The sequence below is a fragment of the Arthrobacter sp. NA-172 genome, assembly GCF_043952055.1.
Lineage (GTDB): Bacteria > Actinomycetota > Actinomycetes > Actinomycetales > Micrococcaceae > Arthrobacter.
The window spans coordinates 1,869,408-1,883,444 of record NZ_JBINOT010000001.1; the positions used below are offsets into that span (position 1 = coordinate 1,869,408).

General features: G+C 64.0%; 14 protein-coding genes and 1 pseudogene. 10 read left to right on the plus strand and 5 right to left on the minus strand.

Annotated elements, in window-relative coordinates:
- Positions 1–28: 28 nt before the first annotated feature.
- Genes ACF0H6_RS09250 through ACF0H6_RS09270 form a run of 5 tightly spaced genes read right to left on the minus strand, consistent with a single transcriptional unit; the run spans position 29 to position 4,105 of the window.
- Positions 29–1,018 carry a PDR/VanB family oxidoreductase gene (locus ACF0H6_RS09250; protein ID WP_395249335.1) on the minus strand — a complete coding sequence of 330 codons (990 nt, stop codon included), beginning with the start codon at positions 1,016–1,018 and terminating at the stop codon, positions 29–31.
- Entirely contained in the window at positions 1,015–1,554 is a 540-nt protein-coding gene (locus ACF0H6_RS09255) for a hypothetical protein (RefSeq protein ID WP_395249336.1), read from the minus strand. The genes ACF0H6_RS09250 and ACF0H6_RS09255 overlap by 4 nt, the downstream gene beginning before the upstream one ends.
- 31 nt (positions 1,555–1,585) lie before the next feature.
- A complete protein-coding gene (locus ACF0H6_RS09260) occupies positions 1,586–2,191 on the minus strand; it encodes a zinc-binding dehydrogenase (protein WP_395249337.1) in 606 nt (201 codons plus the stop codon).
- Positions 2,192–2,212: 21 nt separating this feature from the next.
- Positions 2,213–2,776, minus strand: a complete 564-nt coding sequence (locus ACF0H6_RS09265; protein WP_395249338.1) for an alcohol dehydrogenase catalytic domain-containing protein — start codon at positions 2,774–2,776, stop codon at positions 2,213–2,215.
- A 45-nt stretch (positions 2,777–2,821) separates the two neighbouring features.
- Entirely contained in the window at positions 2,822–4,105 is a 1,284-nt protein-coding gene (locus ACF0H6_RS09270) for a Rieske 2Fe-2S domain-containing protein (RefSeq protein WP_395249339.1), read from the minus strand.
- A 203-nt stretch (positions 4,106–4,308) separates the two neighbouring features.
- Between ACF0H6_RS09270 and ACF0H6_RS09275 the strand changes: the two genes are divergently transcribed.
- The 10 genes and pseudogenes from ACF0H6_RS09275 to ACF0H6_RS09320 all read left to right on the plus strand — a co-directional run bounded on the left by ACF0H6_RS09275 (position 4,309) and on the right by ACF0H6_RS09320 (position 14,035).
- Positions 4,309–5,139, plus strand: a complete 831-nt coding sequence (locus ACF0H6_RS09275) for an IclR family transcriptional regulator C-terminal domain-containing protein (protein WP_395249340.1) — start codon at positions 4,309–4,311, stop codon at positions 5,137–5,139.
- Positions 5,140–5,369: 230 nt separating this feature from the next.
- Positions 5,370–6,632 carry a nitrate/nitrite transporter gene (locus tag ACF0H6_RS09280; RefSeq protein WP_395249341.1) on the plus strand — a complete coding sequence of 421 codons (1,263 nt, stop codon included), beginning with the start codon at positions 5,370–5,372 and terminating at the stop codon, positions 6,630–6,632.
- Between the two features lie 4 nt (positions 6,633–6,636).
- Positions 6,637–7,878 (plus strand): nitrate/nitrite transporter, encoded by a 1,242-nt coding sequence (locus ACF0H6_RS09285; protein WP_395249342.1) that lies wholly within the window; start codon positions 6,637–6,639, stop codon positions 7,876–7,878.
- Between the two features lie 119 nt (positions 7,879–7,997).
- The gene (locus ACF0H6_RS09290) at positions 7,998–8,471 is read left to right on the plus strand and encodes a sensor histidine kinase (RefSeq protein WP_395249343.1); all 474 of its coding nucleotides are present in this window, start codon (positions 7,998–8,000) and stop codon (positions 8,469–8,471) included.
- An 87-nt stretch (positions 8,472–8,558) separates the two neighbouring features.
- Positions 8,559–9,449, plus strand: coding sequence for a MurR/RpiR family transcriptional regulator (locus ACF0H6_RS09295; RefSeq protein ID WP_395249344.1), 891 nt, complete (start codon positions 8,559–8,561; stop codon positions 9,447–9,449).
- 159 nt (positions 9,450–9,608) lie between these two features.
- Positions 9,609–10,760, plus strand: a complete 1,152-nt coding sequence (locus ACF0H6_RS09300) for an ABC transporter ATP-binding protein (protein ID WP_395249345.1) — start codon at positions 9,609–9,611, stop codon at positions 10,758–10,760.
- A 312-nt stretch (positions 10,761–11,072) separates the two neighbouring features.
- Complete coding sequence (locus ACF0H6_RS09305; RefSeq protein ID WP_395249922.1) at positions 11,073–12,194, plus strand: extracellular solute-binding protein; 1,122 nt, start codon at positions 11,073–11,075, stop codon at positions 12,192–12,194.
- Between the two features lie 85 nt (positions 12,195–12,279).
- Positions 12,280–12,687 (plus strand): annotated as a pseudogene (locus ACF0H6_RS09310) (tyrosine-protein phosphatase); the annotation flags it as partial.
- A 73-nt stretch (positions 12,688–12,760) separates the two neighbouring features.
- Positions 12,761–13,048, plus strand: coding sequence for a tyrosine-protein phosphatase (locus tag ACF0H6_RS09315; protein ID WP_395249346.1), 288 nt, complete (start codon positions 12,761–12,763; stop codon positions 13,046–13,048).
- A gap of 27 nt (positions 13,049–13,075) precedes the next feature.
- Positions 13,076–14,035 (plus strand): phosphodiesterase, encoded by a 960-nt coding sequence (locus ACF0H6_RS09320; RefSeq protein ID WP_395249347.1) that lies wholly within the window; start codon positions 13,076–13,078, stop codon positions 14,033–14,035.
- Positions 14,036–14,037: the final 2 nt, after the last annotated feature.

Here is a 14,037-nt window from a genome sequence, read left to right on the forward strand (position 1 = left end):
GGCTGGAGTACGCCTTCTCAGGCGTCTCTCAGGCGTCCAAGACCAGCAACGGTGTCTTCGAACGGCCGACGCAGAGCATCATCGTCTCGTTCTTCTCTCGGTCCGCTTTGCTGAGGATCGTGTCGTGGTGGTCAGGGATTCCGGCCAATACTTTCGTTTCACACGATCCGCAAAAGCCTTCCTCGCAGGAGAAAAGGATCGAGGGGTTGACGTCGCGGACGACGTCGAGAAGGGTGCGGTCCGCGGGCACTTTCAGTGTGCAGTTGCTCCTCTTGAGTTCGACCTCGAACTCAGCCAGGCCTCCGTTGCTTCCGGAGTCCTCTGACTCCGCCTTGCCGGCGCCGGGCGTGGGCGCGGCAGGGGCTCCGAAGCGTTCGAAGTGCATGGCATCCGCACCCAGGAGGCGCTCGCATAGCTGTTCAACGGCACGGATCAGTGGTTCCGGTCCACAGCAATACACGGCGGTGCCAGCCGGTGCGGCTGCCATCGCTCCCTCCAGGTCCGGGTATCCGTATTCATCCTGCGGAACGATCTCCACCGTTCCACCGAGAACGGCCAGCTCGTCCAGGAAAGCCATCGAGGCCCGGGTCCTGCCGCCGTAGATCAGGGTCAAACCGGCGTCGCCCTGCGCGATTTGCCGGGCCATGGCCAAGATGGGCGTGATCCCGATGCCACCGGCGATGAGCAGATAATTCTGCGCCGGTTGGAGTTCAAAATGATTGCGCGGGCCGCGGTAGGGCAGCAGGCTGCCGGTCCGCACGGTTTCATGGATTTCACGGGATCCACCCCGGCTGTTGGGATCGTTGAGAACGGCGATCCGGTACTGGGTCTTCTCGGTGGGATCAGAGCAGAGGCTGTACTGCCGCACAGTGCCCGACGGGAGTACTACGTCGATGTGCGCCCCGGGTGTCCACGCCGGAAGCTCGCTGCCATCCGGATGTTCCAGGACCAGGGAAAGAACGCCGTCGGATTCCAAACGCTGCTGACGGACCATCAGTTCAGTGGTCTCGGTGCTCATGATGCACTCCTTGGGGTGCTCTCTGTGGCCGGCGTGTGGGTTGGCGCGGTGACGCCGGCAGCCTCGGCTTTGCGGCGTCCGCCTTTGAGGACGTCGATGAATGCTGTGGCCAGGCTGACGTCCCGGACGGAGACGAGCATGTCCAGTTCGCGGCGCAGCACCGCCATGGACTCCGCGCCCTGGGCGGACTCCCAGTTCTGCTGATCCACCAAGACGCCGGCGAGGAGGACGCCGTTGGCACGCGCGGCCCCGGCCACCGTCGCGACGAAGTCGCCGGGCACCTCGAGCAGTTCGGAGCCCAGCAGGATCATCATGTCCGCGGATGATGCCAGGTCCGCCACCGTTTCCTTGACTGCGGTGCCCGCAGCGGCATGGATGTCCCGGACGGAAGCGGCGGACCGGCCGGCGTCCATGACAATCCGGACATTGGTGAGACCACTGCCGGCCATGGACTGCACCAGGGCGTGGCCGGAAGCGCCGAGCGGCACCACCAGGATCCGTGCCTCGTAGGAGAGACGCGTGGGTGTGGAGGTCATTGCTTGTTTTCCTTGTCTATGAGGGCGCCGTCTAAGAAGATGCGCCGGCAGGCTGTGGACGGATGACCACGTGAGGGCTGGCCGGACCCTTGCCGCGTGCAAGCCGGTGGAGCATCTCGCCCACTTCCTCAAGGGGCACATGGGTGGTGGGGACCAGTTCCAGCCCTGACGTTCCGGAGGCGAGGATGTCGATGCTCTGCCGCACGGCCTCGGGAGAGCGTCCACGGACACCGGTAATGGTGTTGGCGCCGCGGACAAGGGCCTTGAGGTCAACCTCCGAAACCGGCACCGGTCCCAAGCCGGCAAGGACCAACCGGCCGAGTTTACGCAGCGTCCCTGCCGCGGCTGAGGTCACGGCCCGGCCGAGCCCGACGGTGTCCAGGATGAGGTCCGTTCCGCGTCCGGCGGTGGCGCTGTCGATCAGGGTGCCAAGATCCGTGCCGTCATCATTGACCACCGGCACGGCGCCTAGGGCTTCGGCAATCTCCAGTCGCTCGGAAGATCGTCCGACTGCGATGATCCGCTTCGCCCCTGCTGCCCGGGCCGCGGCGACGGCTGCGACACCGTGATAGCCAGGACCGACAACGACGACGGTGGAGCCTTCGCGGACCCCGCCGATGTTAACCGTCCAGTCCACGGCATTGGCAAAAGGCTGGGTTCAGGACGCGAGGTCCGGATCCAAGTCGCCGGGCAGCTTGTGCACAATGCTGTTGGCATTCAGTTGCATGTACTCGGCATTTCCGCCGTAGAGTCCGGAGCCTTCCTCTGCAGAGATGAGTCCAACCCTGCGCCGCCCTTTCCACAAATCGGTCTGCGGACACATGCGGTAGCGGCCCCGGGTAGAGCATTCCTCGCAATCCGGGCGCAGGCACGGCAGGTATTCCTCCAATGCCACCAGGTCACCGACCTCCACACCCCAGGCCAGCGCCCGGGACGGATCAAGGGCAGTGATCCGTCCCACCACGTGGTGTCCCATCACGGTGGGCCAATCCAGCCCGGCCTGGTAAAGGCTGACATCCGTGCCGCACACGGCGGAGGATTCGACCCGCAGCCAACCGACGGCGCCGATGGCGCTCGTGGCGTCCAGGTGCCGGACCTCGGTAGTGACATCCGGCGTCGAAACAGCCGCGCGGACGCGGTCCGGACGTCCCGCCTTGAGTCTGGCATCGGTTTCGATCTTGTTCTCGGCCATGGCAACCGAGGTGGAGTATTGGTAATTCACGGAAAGTACAGCCTCTTCCAGTAGGCGCTGCGAGCTGGTGACGGACTAGATGGAGACGAAGTTTTCGCCCTCGACCACAACGAGCGCGTCCCGGGCACCCTCGTGGAACGGAGTCTCCTTCGGAAGGAGGACAGAAGTAGAGCGGACCCTCTGGTCTTCCACCGCCATGCCCGGCAGGATCGGTTCGTCGAGGAGGTCGAGGACGGCGAGGAGGCGGCGGCGGGCGAGGATGATCGCCGCGTCGGAGGTGCCCAGGCGTTCCTTGGTGCGATCCGCGATACTTCCCATGCTTTCCTGCAGCGAGAAGTCCTGAGCGGCGATGCCTTCGATGCCGGAGAAGGACTTCTTCTGGCGCTGGGCCTCGCGGTCCATCAGGTAGTCGTTGTTTTTGTTCGCGAGCGTCCGGTAGGTACCCGGGATGTACTTGGCATGGATGCCGTCGCCGTTACGCATGGATTCCAGCTCCGCCTCAGTGAGGTCGCGGGTGGGGTGGTAGTTCCAGCTCCAGGCCCAGCAGTTTTCATCATCGATCGGGATCCAGGCGTGGCCGCCAAGCGGGTTATGCGTGCCAAACGGAGGAATGATCGTGTAGAAGGGCATGATCCACTGGGTGATGCGCCAGTAGTACTCGTCATCGTTGGCGTTGCGGCGCGCGCCAATCAGCAGTCCGCCGTCGCTCTCGACCACCTCGAACTTCGGGCGGGTGTCCGCCTTGAGGTATTTGTTGCCCTCCGTACCCGAGTGCATCGGATCATCGTCGAGGTTGAAGCGGTGCGCGAAGGACACGTGGCTGGAGTCGATGCCGCCTTCCATGGCCTGCATATGGTTGGTCTCCTGCAGCCGCTTGGAGATGAACCGCTGGCCTTCGCCAAGCATGGCCCATTCCAATTCAGGCAGTTCGGGCTGCAGCTCAGCCGGGCCCATGTAGGTCCAGATGACGCCGCCGCGCTCCACGCAGGGGTAGGCCTTCTGCTTGATGCGGGTTTTGAACTTGGAGTCCTCGGGTTCGGAGGGCATGTCCACGAGGTTGCCCTCGACGTCGTACTTCCAGCCGTGGTAGGCGCAGCGCAGTCCGCATTCCTCGTTTCGACCGAAGAAAAGAGACGCGGTGCGGTGGGCACAGAACTCGTCGAGGAGGCCCAGACGGCCCTGGGTGTCGCGGAAGGCGATCAGCTGTTCCCCGAGCAGCTTCACGCGCACCGGCGCGCAATCGGGCTCCGGTAGCTCTTCTGCCAGGAGCGCGGGGATCCAGTAGCGACGGAAGAGCCGGCCCATCGGGGTATCGGCTCCGGTCTGGGTCAGGAGGGTGTTCTGTTCTTCGGTCAGCATGATGGCCCTTTCAGGAGGATCGGTAGAACGACGAGCGCAGTGGGAAAATCGGATCTGAAGTTTATTTCGTCCGCATACCGCGCACTTGCGCGCTATGTAGCACTGTGACACGCCTTACCCCGGAGGGTCAAGCCCCACCCCGGTACACTCAACGCCCCGGTACACTCAACGCAGCAATCCCTGAACCGAAAGAGTGCAAAAGCATGCGCCACGAAGGCTCCGCCGCCTCAAAAGACACCTCCGGAGACCGGTTACGGGCCGACCGCCCGAAGGACCTGGTCCAGTCGCTCGAACGGGGCATTGCGGTACTCACCGCCTTCGACGCCGGGCACCCGACGATGAACCTGACCGAGGTAGCCAAACGCTGCGGCCTCCCCCGGTCCGCTACCCGCCGCTTCCTGCACACGCTGGCCGATCTTGGCTATGTCACCAGCCACGGGCGGCAGTATGAACTCACCCCGCAGGTCCTTGAATTGGGGTATTCCTACCTGCCCAAGCTGTCGCTTGCCGACGTCGCGCGCCCCCACACCGAGCAGCTCGCCCGCGCACTGGGGGCCTCTGTCTCCGTGGCCGTGCTCGACGGCGCGGACGTGCGATACGTCCATCGGGTCAACGCGCCCAGCGCCCTGGCGGTCTCCATCAGGGTGGGATCGCGCATTGCCGCCCACCGGACCGGGCTGGGCCAGGTACTGCTCGCGTCATTGCCGCCGGAGAAGCTGGCCGTCTACCTGGAGGACTCAAGGCACGCATCGGGAGCCCACCACCTCGGCCCCGCGGAACGGGAGCAACTCACGCATGTCCTGGACGCCACACGGAAGCAGGGCTGGGGTTATGTTGACCAATTGCTCGACGTCGGCGTCCGCGCCGTCGCCGTTCCTCTCCACTCCCGGGACGGCTCGGTCATCGCGGCATTGAGCGCATCCCTCCACAGTGCAGCCATACCGGAGAAGGCCATGATCGCCGAGTTCTTGCCACGCCTACAGGAATGCGCGGCGCGCATCTCCTTGGAGCTTCGGAGTGGCATCGAGTCCTAGTGTCCCCAAAGCGTCCGCTTTGCGCGCATTTGATCTCCTAATGGACATTTTTCTTGCGTGATCCCCATCACGATTGCTAGATTCGCCAGTGCGGCGCCCGCCTGGGAGCACCGGCCGACGAAGCCCGGAAGTAACCTCCAACGTCGGAGCCTGCCCGGAAGCGCCGCACCAATCTCCGCACAGAGCTGCAGTTCAACGCTTGTGCCACACAGCAAACAGGAAGTCCCGCCGTGACAACAGCCCTGACCCCGTCCACCTCATCCCAGCCGGAAATCCGTAACGCCTACCGTTGGATGGTCCTGCTCCTCTGTTGGTTTTCCTTCACCATGACGTCCGTGGACCGCTCTACATGGGGCCCGTCGTCAGTCTTTGTCGGCGAAAGCCTGGCCATCCCACTCGCCAGCCTGGGTATTTTCGCCACCACCTACTACATCGGGTATGTCGTGTCCAACGCGGCCGGCGGCTTCCTCACCGACAAGATCGGTGGCCGTCTCTTGATCACGGTCTCGATGATCGGCGCAGGCATCTTCATGATGGTCTTCGGATCGACCACCTCCGCAGTTGTCGGCATCGCCATACAGGGCGTCGTCGGCTTCTTCGCCGGCGCCGACTACGCCGCCGGTATCAAACTGCTCTCCAGCTGGTTCCGCCCGGAGGAACTCGGGAAGGTGATGGGTATCTTCACTTCCGCTACATCGCTCGGAGTGGTCATCGCCAACTTCGCCGTTCCGTTCCTCATCGCACACTCCGGCTGGGGCGCGTCATACCACCTCTTCGGCGCCGCATCCGTCGTATCCGGCATTCTTTGCTGGATCATCCTGCGCCCCGGACCTGTGGCTGCCATCGCAGCCAACGCCGCCGGCAGCGCCAAGCGCCCGTCTGCTTGGCGCATCCTTTCCGGGAACCGCAACCTGCTGCTCGTCGGTTTGGCAGGATTCGGCGGATTCTGGGGTACGTACGGCTTCGTGATCTGGTCCAATGCGCTCATGATCAAAGGCCACGGCGTGGCCCCCGCCACCGCGGGCATCATTGTGGCAGTGTTCGCCGCGCTGGGCGTCTTCGGCAAACCGATCATCGGGTTCGTCGCGGACAGGTTCAACGGCGCCCGCCGCGTGCCTTCGATCATCGTTCTGGGCGGCTTCGCGGTCATGCTTATTATCTTCGGCACGCTTGACAGCGTTCCAGCTTTCCTCATCGCCGCTCCCCTGCTGGGCCTCACCGCTTACTGCTACCTGCCTATGATCGTTGCCCTGATCCCGAGGCTCGTGAGCAGCGACATGGTCGGAACCGCAGCTGGCCTGACCAACGCAATCTGGCAGCTCGGAAGTGTCCTGGTGCCAATCGCCGTTGGCGGCGTCTTTGCAGCAAGCAACAACTCATTCATGGCCGCCCTTGGCGCCCTCGCCGTCGGACCGCTGATCGGAATGGTTGCGATGTTCTTCGTCAATGAACGCCCCGACGAGGTCAAAGTCATCGTCAAGACTGAGGCATAGCAGTTTGCGGCTCCAGCAGAAGCCCGCAGGCGCAGGACTGCTGTTTGTGCTCAGTTGCGCCATGGGCGTGGGACCGCTTCTGATGTACGGCCTGAGCGCAACCAGCAGCCTCGTCATCGACAGCCTGCAGATCACTCCCGGGCAGTTCGGACTGCTGGCAGCGGTCTGTTTCCTGTCCGCCGGGCTCAGCTCGGGAGTGCTCGGCCGGTTCAGCGACCAGATGCGGGGAAGGACCCAGATCTGCCTGATCTTCGGCGGCGCTGCCGCCTCGATGGCGTTGGCCGCATTGGCGGGAAACATCTTTTGGCTCGTGGCCGCTGCGGTTCTTTCAGGTGCCGCACAGGCCATCTCCAACCCGGCCACCAACCGCTTGGTGATGGACCACGTACCGGCGCAAAAGCGCGCCGGATGGATCGGCGTAAAGCAATCCGGCGTGCAGGGCAGCCAATTTTTCGCCGGAGTCGCTTTCCCCGCCGTGGCGTTGGTAGCGGGGTGGCGGGGAATTGCCGGCCTCAGTTGCGCCCTTGCCTTGGTCCTGCTCATCGTGTCGTGGAGGCTGATTCCGTCCGGTGTCCGGCTGTCCCCGGACACCGGACGGAAGACTGGACCGAAGGCTGGACCGGTCCGTCTTCCGGGAATTGTGTGGGTGTACACCGTCTATGCCCTGCTCTCAGGGTTCGGCATCCAGGCGACCAACGTCTACCTACCGCTCTTCTCCCAGCACGACGTCGGGTTGTCCCTTGTTACCGCAGGACTGACGGCGGCCGCCGCCGGCGCCGTCGGCGTAGCCTCGCGCATTGTGTGGGGGCAGCGGATCGTCGGAAAAGGCAACCCGTTCACCCTTTTAATAGTCCTGGGCCTGGGCGCTGCCACGGGCTCTGCCCTCCTGCTCAGCGCAGGGCTGGCGCATTCGGGCATCCTCCTTTGGTGCGGGGTGCTCCTCCACGGCGCGATGGGCCTGGCGATCAACGTGGTGGTCATGGCCGGAATGCTGCGCGAAATCCCTTCCAACAAGGTCGGCGCAGCGTCGGGCCGAGTGGCCCTGGGGCTGTATCTAGGCTTCGCCGCAGGGCCGCTGGCGATGGGTGGACTGCTGTCCGCGTTCAGCGGATTCGTGGCGGGATGGTGTGTGGTGACGGTCGTCTATCTCGCGTGTGCGGTGCTCGCCGGGATTGGCCGGCTCCACCCGCCGTCGTCGGTTTCCTTTCGTCTGGGCGCACCCTTGCAGTTTTCTGATAAAAATTAGGACGAAACTCACAAAATATCGCGGGTTTCTTGAGCCTCGGGGTCCAGTCTTAATGCAAGCAAAGGCGGAACCCATTCGCCGGCGAAAGCACCAAAGCTGCAAGGGGAGCAGGACCGGCGATGAAGGCACAAACAGCTCGGGACGAGGTAACCGCCATCAACGGCGTTATCACCGATCAGCAACCCCTTGACTTCCACGCGTTGGGGCTCGCCGGCTGCATCGATCGGTTGGCCGCACCGCTCCGCCGCCAGGGCACTGAAATCCACTGGGAGACTCCCCACCATGGCATCGAAATCTCGTCCGGCTCCGCTTCCCTGCTCTACCACGTAGCCAAGGAAGCCCTCAGCAACGCTTACAAGTACGCGCAAGCCCACGACGTCACGGTCCGGCTCGCCGCCGTCTTCCACGGGATCCGGCTGACTGTCACGGACAACGGCTCCGGTTTCGACAGCAAGGCCACGCCCATCGGCGGGAATCACGGCTTCGGACTCCGCTTGATGTCCATTGCTGTTCACGAAGTAGGTGGCGAAGTCTCGGTCGTTTCCACACCCGGCACCGGTACTTGTGTAACGGTCACGCTGCCGCTCGACTGAACCGTGGCGCTCGACTGAACCGTTCCTGCCGCCTCCGGTTTGGGCGCTGCTGGTTCGCTATTCAAGTGAGTCTGGTATGAAAGGCCCATGAACCCGTACAAGTCCGAGCCACCCGTGGGCGGTTCCCGCGCCCACATCAAATCGATTTTCCCGTCCTTGGCCCGCAGCGAACAGCGGGTGGCCCAACTGTGCCTTGATTCCCCGGAGACCGTTGCAAGGATGTCGGTGGCGGACCTGGTCACCCGGACGGGGACATCTCCGGCCACGATCGTGCGGGCGTGTAAGAGCATGGGCTTTGACGGGTTCCAGCACTTGCGGCAGGTGCTGCTGCGTGACTTGGGCGCTGCGGCGCGGGACAGCCTCGAACAGGTGGAGTCGGGGGCAACAGGCGATCCCGGATCCTCGGAACACCTGGTCTCAGGAATCTTTTCCCGGGCGGCCCACGATATCCGCGGCGCGTTGGGCTCACTGGATTTCGGAGCCTTCGACGCCGCGGTGGAGGCGATCCGGCAGGGCGGACGCCTGCTGGTGGTGGCCAACGGCGCCTCCCTGACTCCTGCCCAGTCCCTCGCCCTGCGGTTCCTCACGGCCGGAGTCCGGTGCGAAGCACCCTCCGACATTGTTTCCCAGCACATCTCGGCCAAACTTCTTTCCGAGGGGGATGTCTGCATCGCCGTGAGTGACAGCGGAATGAACTCCTTCACGATCGGCTCAGCCCGGATAGCGGCCGAACGCAAGGCCACGGTGATCGGCGTAACCAGTTACGCGAAGTCCGAACTCGCCGATCTCTCGACCCACACACTTGTGGCCGGAGCGGAATTCCATTCCTGGAACGACCAGCTGCCCATTGGGAATATCGTCCAGATGCTGGTGCTGTCGGCCCTGCATGCTGCCGTGACGGCCGGCTCTCCCGACGTCGAACGTGCTCGCTCGGCGGTCTTCGAGGAAGTCCTCCACATCGTGGAAGACCCGGAATAGCTTTCGGCGCGAAACGCGGGCAGTTTCAACTGTTTCCTGTCTGCGTATGGGGAGTTCATCAACTCCGCACCGACTGTTAATAATCGAGCCTCACCCTTCAAGGGTAAGACGTTTCCTAAATAATTCGATTTAGGAAACATCGTTTCCCCGGAGGTGCTCGTGGGCCGACTTGTGCTCAACCAGCTGTCGCGTTCATTCAAGAACGTGTCGGCGGTAAAGAACGTATCGCTCACCGTCGAAGACGGTGATTTCCTGGTCCTGCTCGGCCCCAGCGGCTGCGGCAAGACCACGCTGCTCCGCATGATCGCGGGACTGCTCGAACCGACGTCTGGCTCGCTCGAACTGGACGGAACGGACATCACTGCCGCTCCGTCCAAAAAGCGCGACTTGGCCATGGTGTTCCAGAGCTACGCCCTGTACCCGCACCTGAGCGTTGCCAAGAATCTGGCCTTTCCGCTCCACGTGCGTCGCACCGACAAACAGGAAGTCAAGAAACGCGTGGAAGCCGTGGCCGAGATGGTGGAAATAGGCCACCTGCTGGACCGCAAACCCAAGGAACTATCCGGCGGCCAGCGCCAACGCGTCGCCGTGGCAAGGGCCCTGGTGCGCGAGCCCAAGGCCTTCCTCATGGATGAACCGCTATCCAACCTGGATGCCAAGCTCCGCACCGCGACCCGGCAGGAACTCGCCGGGCTGCACAAGAGGCTCGGTGCGACCTTCATCTACGTCACGCACGATCAGGTGGAAGCCATGACCATGGCCACCAAGATCGCGCTCCTCAACGGCGGCCAACTCGAGCAACTCGGCACGCCGGAAGAACTCTATGACAGGCCCGCATCTGTCTTCGCCGCAGGCTTCCTGGGCTCCCCCGCCACCAACCTGATCAATGCCGAACTTTCCACCAGCAACGGCTCCATCACGGTCATGGCACCGTCCATGGAGGCCGTGCTGTGGGACGGCGAAACACCGCCGCGGGACGTGGTGCTCGGCATCCGCCCCGAGCACCTGAGCATCCATGCACCCGGTTCTGCCGCAGCCGCGCCGAGCTCCGGAGCAGCCCTGCGGGGTGTGGTTGACCTGTCGGAAAACCTCGGCAGCGAACAAGTCGTCTACTGCCGGGTCGGCGAGAACCGCGTGGCCGTCCGCACCCCGCGCGGCCAGCACTGGGAACCGGGCAACGCCGTCGTGCTCGGTGCCGACGCCAAGAACCTCCACCTCTTCGACCGTGCAAGCGGCCGCCGCCTCGAATGGCAGGCAGACGCACAGCACGCGTCGGCCGCCAGCTCTGCGCAGCCAGCAGCCTCAATCTAGCTCCGGCTTTCTCCCCCTTTTTCGGACCCCAACCCGGAATCAACACCCCCACCCAACCCAACCCAGTCAAGGAAGTATTGTGCGCCCTCTCCGTTCAATTGCACTGACCATCGCCGCAGGCACGGCCGCCTTGGCACTCGCGGGCTGCTCCGGCACGTCGCAAGCCAGCACCGCGGCCAACCAGATCCCGGAACTGAAATCCGATCAGCAGGTAAACATCACGTTCGAAAGCTACAGCACCTGGCCCAAGCCGGCGTCTGGACAGACACCGTCAAAGGCCTCGTCGCAGATTTCGAGAAGGCCCACCCGAACATCCACGTCACAGCCCAAGCACCGCAGGGCGGCGGCAACGTCGGGTCCAACACGGTCAGCAGCGTCCAGACCCAGCTCCTCGCCGGCCACGCGCCCGACGTCGCGCAACTCACTTTCGATTCGTTGGACTTCGCCGCCACCCAGCTCGGTGCCCAGCCGATCAGTGACCTCGTAGGCCAGAAGGCCGTGGACGATGCCCTCGGAGGCGCCCACCCCTTCGCCCCCAACGCGAAGCACCTGGCCGATTGGAACGGCAAAACCTACGGCATCCCGTACGTTTTCTCTACGCCCGTCCTCTTCTACAACGCCACCAAGCTCGCCGAAGCCGGAGTGACCAACCCGGACCTCTCCACCTGGGACAAGGTCGAGGCGGCCGCCAAGGCCGTTTCCGCTAAAACAGGAAAGCCGTCCCTGGATATCTCGTGCGCGAGCATCGGCGGCAACTGGTGCATGCAGGGCATGTTCAAGTCGAACGGGGCACAGGTCCTCTCCGATGACCGCAAGACCATCGGATTCGGCTCAGACGCGGCCGTTGACACCGTTACGAAGCTCGCTCAGCTGACGAAGGACGGCGTGCTGCGCAACGCAAACAGCAGCGCCCAGTCCGAAGGCCTCCCGAAGGGCGACACCGCCTTCATCCTGACCACTTCGGCGCTGCAGGGATCGTTCATGTCCGCTGCCACGAAGGGCGGCTGGGAACTTAAAGCAGCCGGCATGCCCTCCTTCGGATCCAAGCCGGCTGTCCCCACCAACTCCGGCTCGGCCCTGTTCGTCCTCTCGCAGGATCCCGCGAAGCAGCGCGCCGGCTGGGAATTGATCAAGTTCATGACCAGCGACCACGCCTACGAGCAGATCTCCACCAAGATCGGTTACCTGCCACTGCGCACCTCGCTGACGGCTGCCGGCGGCTCCCTCTACGACTGGGCCCAGAAGAACCCCCTCCTGGCGCCGAACCTCGCCCAGCTTGACCGCCTCCAGCCGTGGGTTTCCTACCCGGGCAACAGCTACGTGCAGATCGACGACATCCTCGGCAAGGCCGTGGAGAACGTCGTCTACTACGGCAAGGACGCAAAAACCACCATGGCCGACGCCCAGAAGCGCGCCCAGGACCTGATCCCCTAAGCTCTCCCTCCGATCCAGAAGGACACCAACCGTGACAGCCACAACCGAGGACGCAATCTTCGGAACCCGCAACCGTCCCTACCCCGTGGAGGGCACCTACAACTTCCGAAGCACGGCGGGCTACGCCGCCGCGAGCACAGCGGGCGATGTCGCGAGCGCCGCAGGCGCTGCCGCCGCTCGGACGGTCCGCGAAGGCAAGCTCTTCCGCTCCGATGCACTACACGGATTGACCGACGCCGGACGCCGCCAGTTCTCGGAGCTTGGCATCCGTTTGGTCATCGACTTGCGTGACCGCACCGAGTTGGAAAAATCACCCAGCAAACTCGACGGTCTCGCCGTGGACACCAGGCACAACCCGATCTTCGAAGAGGGCAACGTGCCGGGTACCGCGGAGATCACCACTTTGGTGGACATCTACCGGCTCATGATCCGCAACCACGCCCAGCGCGTCGCCGACGCCGTTCGCCTCATCGCGAACTCCGGGACCGACCCCGTGCTGGTCCACTGCACCGCGGGCAAGGACCGCACCGGCGTCGTGATTGCCCTGGCGCTTCCTGGCAGCAGGGGTGGACCGCAAGCAAGTCATCCTCGACTACGCGGCCAGCGAAGGGAACCTGCGGGGCGAATGGAGCGAAGCCATGATGGCCGCCGTTTCCGATCACCCCGGGCTGGCGGGAATCGGCGAGGAACTCCGGGAAATCATCTCCGCGAGCCCCGCCGCCGTCCTGGCAACCACGCTGGACCTCATAGACGAAATGTACGGCAGCGCCACAGGCCTGCTTCAGGCGCACGCTTTCAGCGACGCCGATATCGAACGGCTCAGGGACGTCCTGACCATCAGCTCCACCCGCTAAGAACCCCTACTTACAAGGAGAAGAACCATGAGCACCGAACTTCAGCACCCCGCCCCCGAGCACTTCATCCTGCACATCAGCGACACGCACTTCGTGGCCGACAACGAGCTCCTGCACGGCAGCGTGGACAGCGACGAGAACCTCCGCCAGCTGTTCCGCGACTTCGTCAAGGCACAGGTCAAGCCCGAAGCAATCGTCTTCACCGGCGACCTCGCCGATACCGGCCGCCCCGATGCCTACGTCCGCCTCCGCAACATGGTGGAGCCGGTGGCCGAGGAACTCGGCGCCAAGATCATCTGGGTCATGGGCAACCACGACGAGCGCACAGCCTTCCGCACCGGCCTCTTGGACTCCGACGCCGGCCAGGAGTCCGTTGACATGGTCCACGACGTCAACGGCCTCCGGATCATCGCCCTGGACTCCACGGTTCCGGGAAAGCACCACGGCGAAATCTCCGACGAGCAGCTGACGTGGCTCGAAGAGGTCCTGGCCACCCCGGCACCGCACGGCACCCTCATCGCCCTGCACCACCCGCCGGTCCCTAGCCCGCTGCCCATCATGGCCAAGTTCGAACTGCGTGAGCAGAGCCGATTCGAAAAGGTCATCGAAGGCACCGATGTCCGCGGCATCCTGGCCGGCCACCTGCACTATTCCACCTTCAGCAGCTTCGGCGGTGCTCCCGTGACGGTTGCCTCGGCCACGTGCTACACCCAGGACCTAAACGTCGCCCAGGGCTCAATGCGCGGCCAGAACGGCGCCCAGGCGTTCAACCTGATCCACCTCTACCAGGACAAGATGCTCAGCTCCGTTGTGCCGATCGGCGAATTCTCCACCGTGTACACGGTCACGGCCGAACAGATGGCAGCTTTCGAGAAGATGACGCTCGAAGAGGCCACCGCCGTGATGGGTGCTTCCGGTGAGGAGTCCGACGTCGAGCCCTCCACCGCCGAAGCATCCGACGGCGAGCTCGCCGGCAGCAACCGCTGACC

Excerpts from the sequence above, each read along its gene's own strand:
- ACF0H6_RS09250 (WP_395249335.1), bottom strand. The coding sequence starts at position 1,018 with ATGAGCACCGAGACCACTGAACTGATGGTCCGTCAGCAGCGTTTGGAA.
- ACF0H6_RS09255 (WP_395249336.1), bottom strand. The coding sequence starts at position 1,554 with ATGACCTCCACACCCACGCGTCTCTCCTACGAGGCACGGATCCTGGTG.
- ACF0H6_RS09270 (WP_395249339.1), bottom strand. The coding sequence starts at position 4,105 with ATGCTGACCGAAGAACAGAACACCCTCCTGACCCAGACCGGAGCCGAT.
- ACF0H6_RS09275 (WP_395249340.1), top strand. The coding sequence starts at position 4,309 with ATGCGCCACGAAGGCTCCGCCGCCTCAAAAGACACCTCCGGAGACCGG.
- ACF0H6_RS09290 (WP_395249343.1), top strand. The coding sequence starts at position 7,998 with ATGAAGGCACAAACAGCTCGGGACGAGGTAACCGCCATCAACGGCGTT.
- ACF0H6_RS09295 (WP_395249344.1), top strand. The coding sequence starts at position 8,559 with ATGAACCCGTACAAGTCCGAGCCACCCGTGGGCGGTTCCCGCGCCCAC.
- ACF0H6_RS09320 (WP_395249347.1), top strand. The coding sequence starts at position 13,076 with ATGAGCACCGAACTTCAGCACCCCGCCCCCGAGCACTTCATCCTGCAC.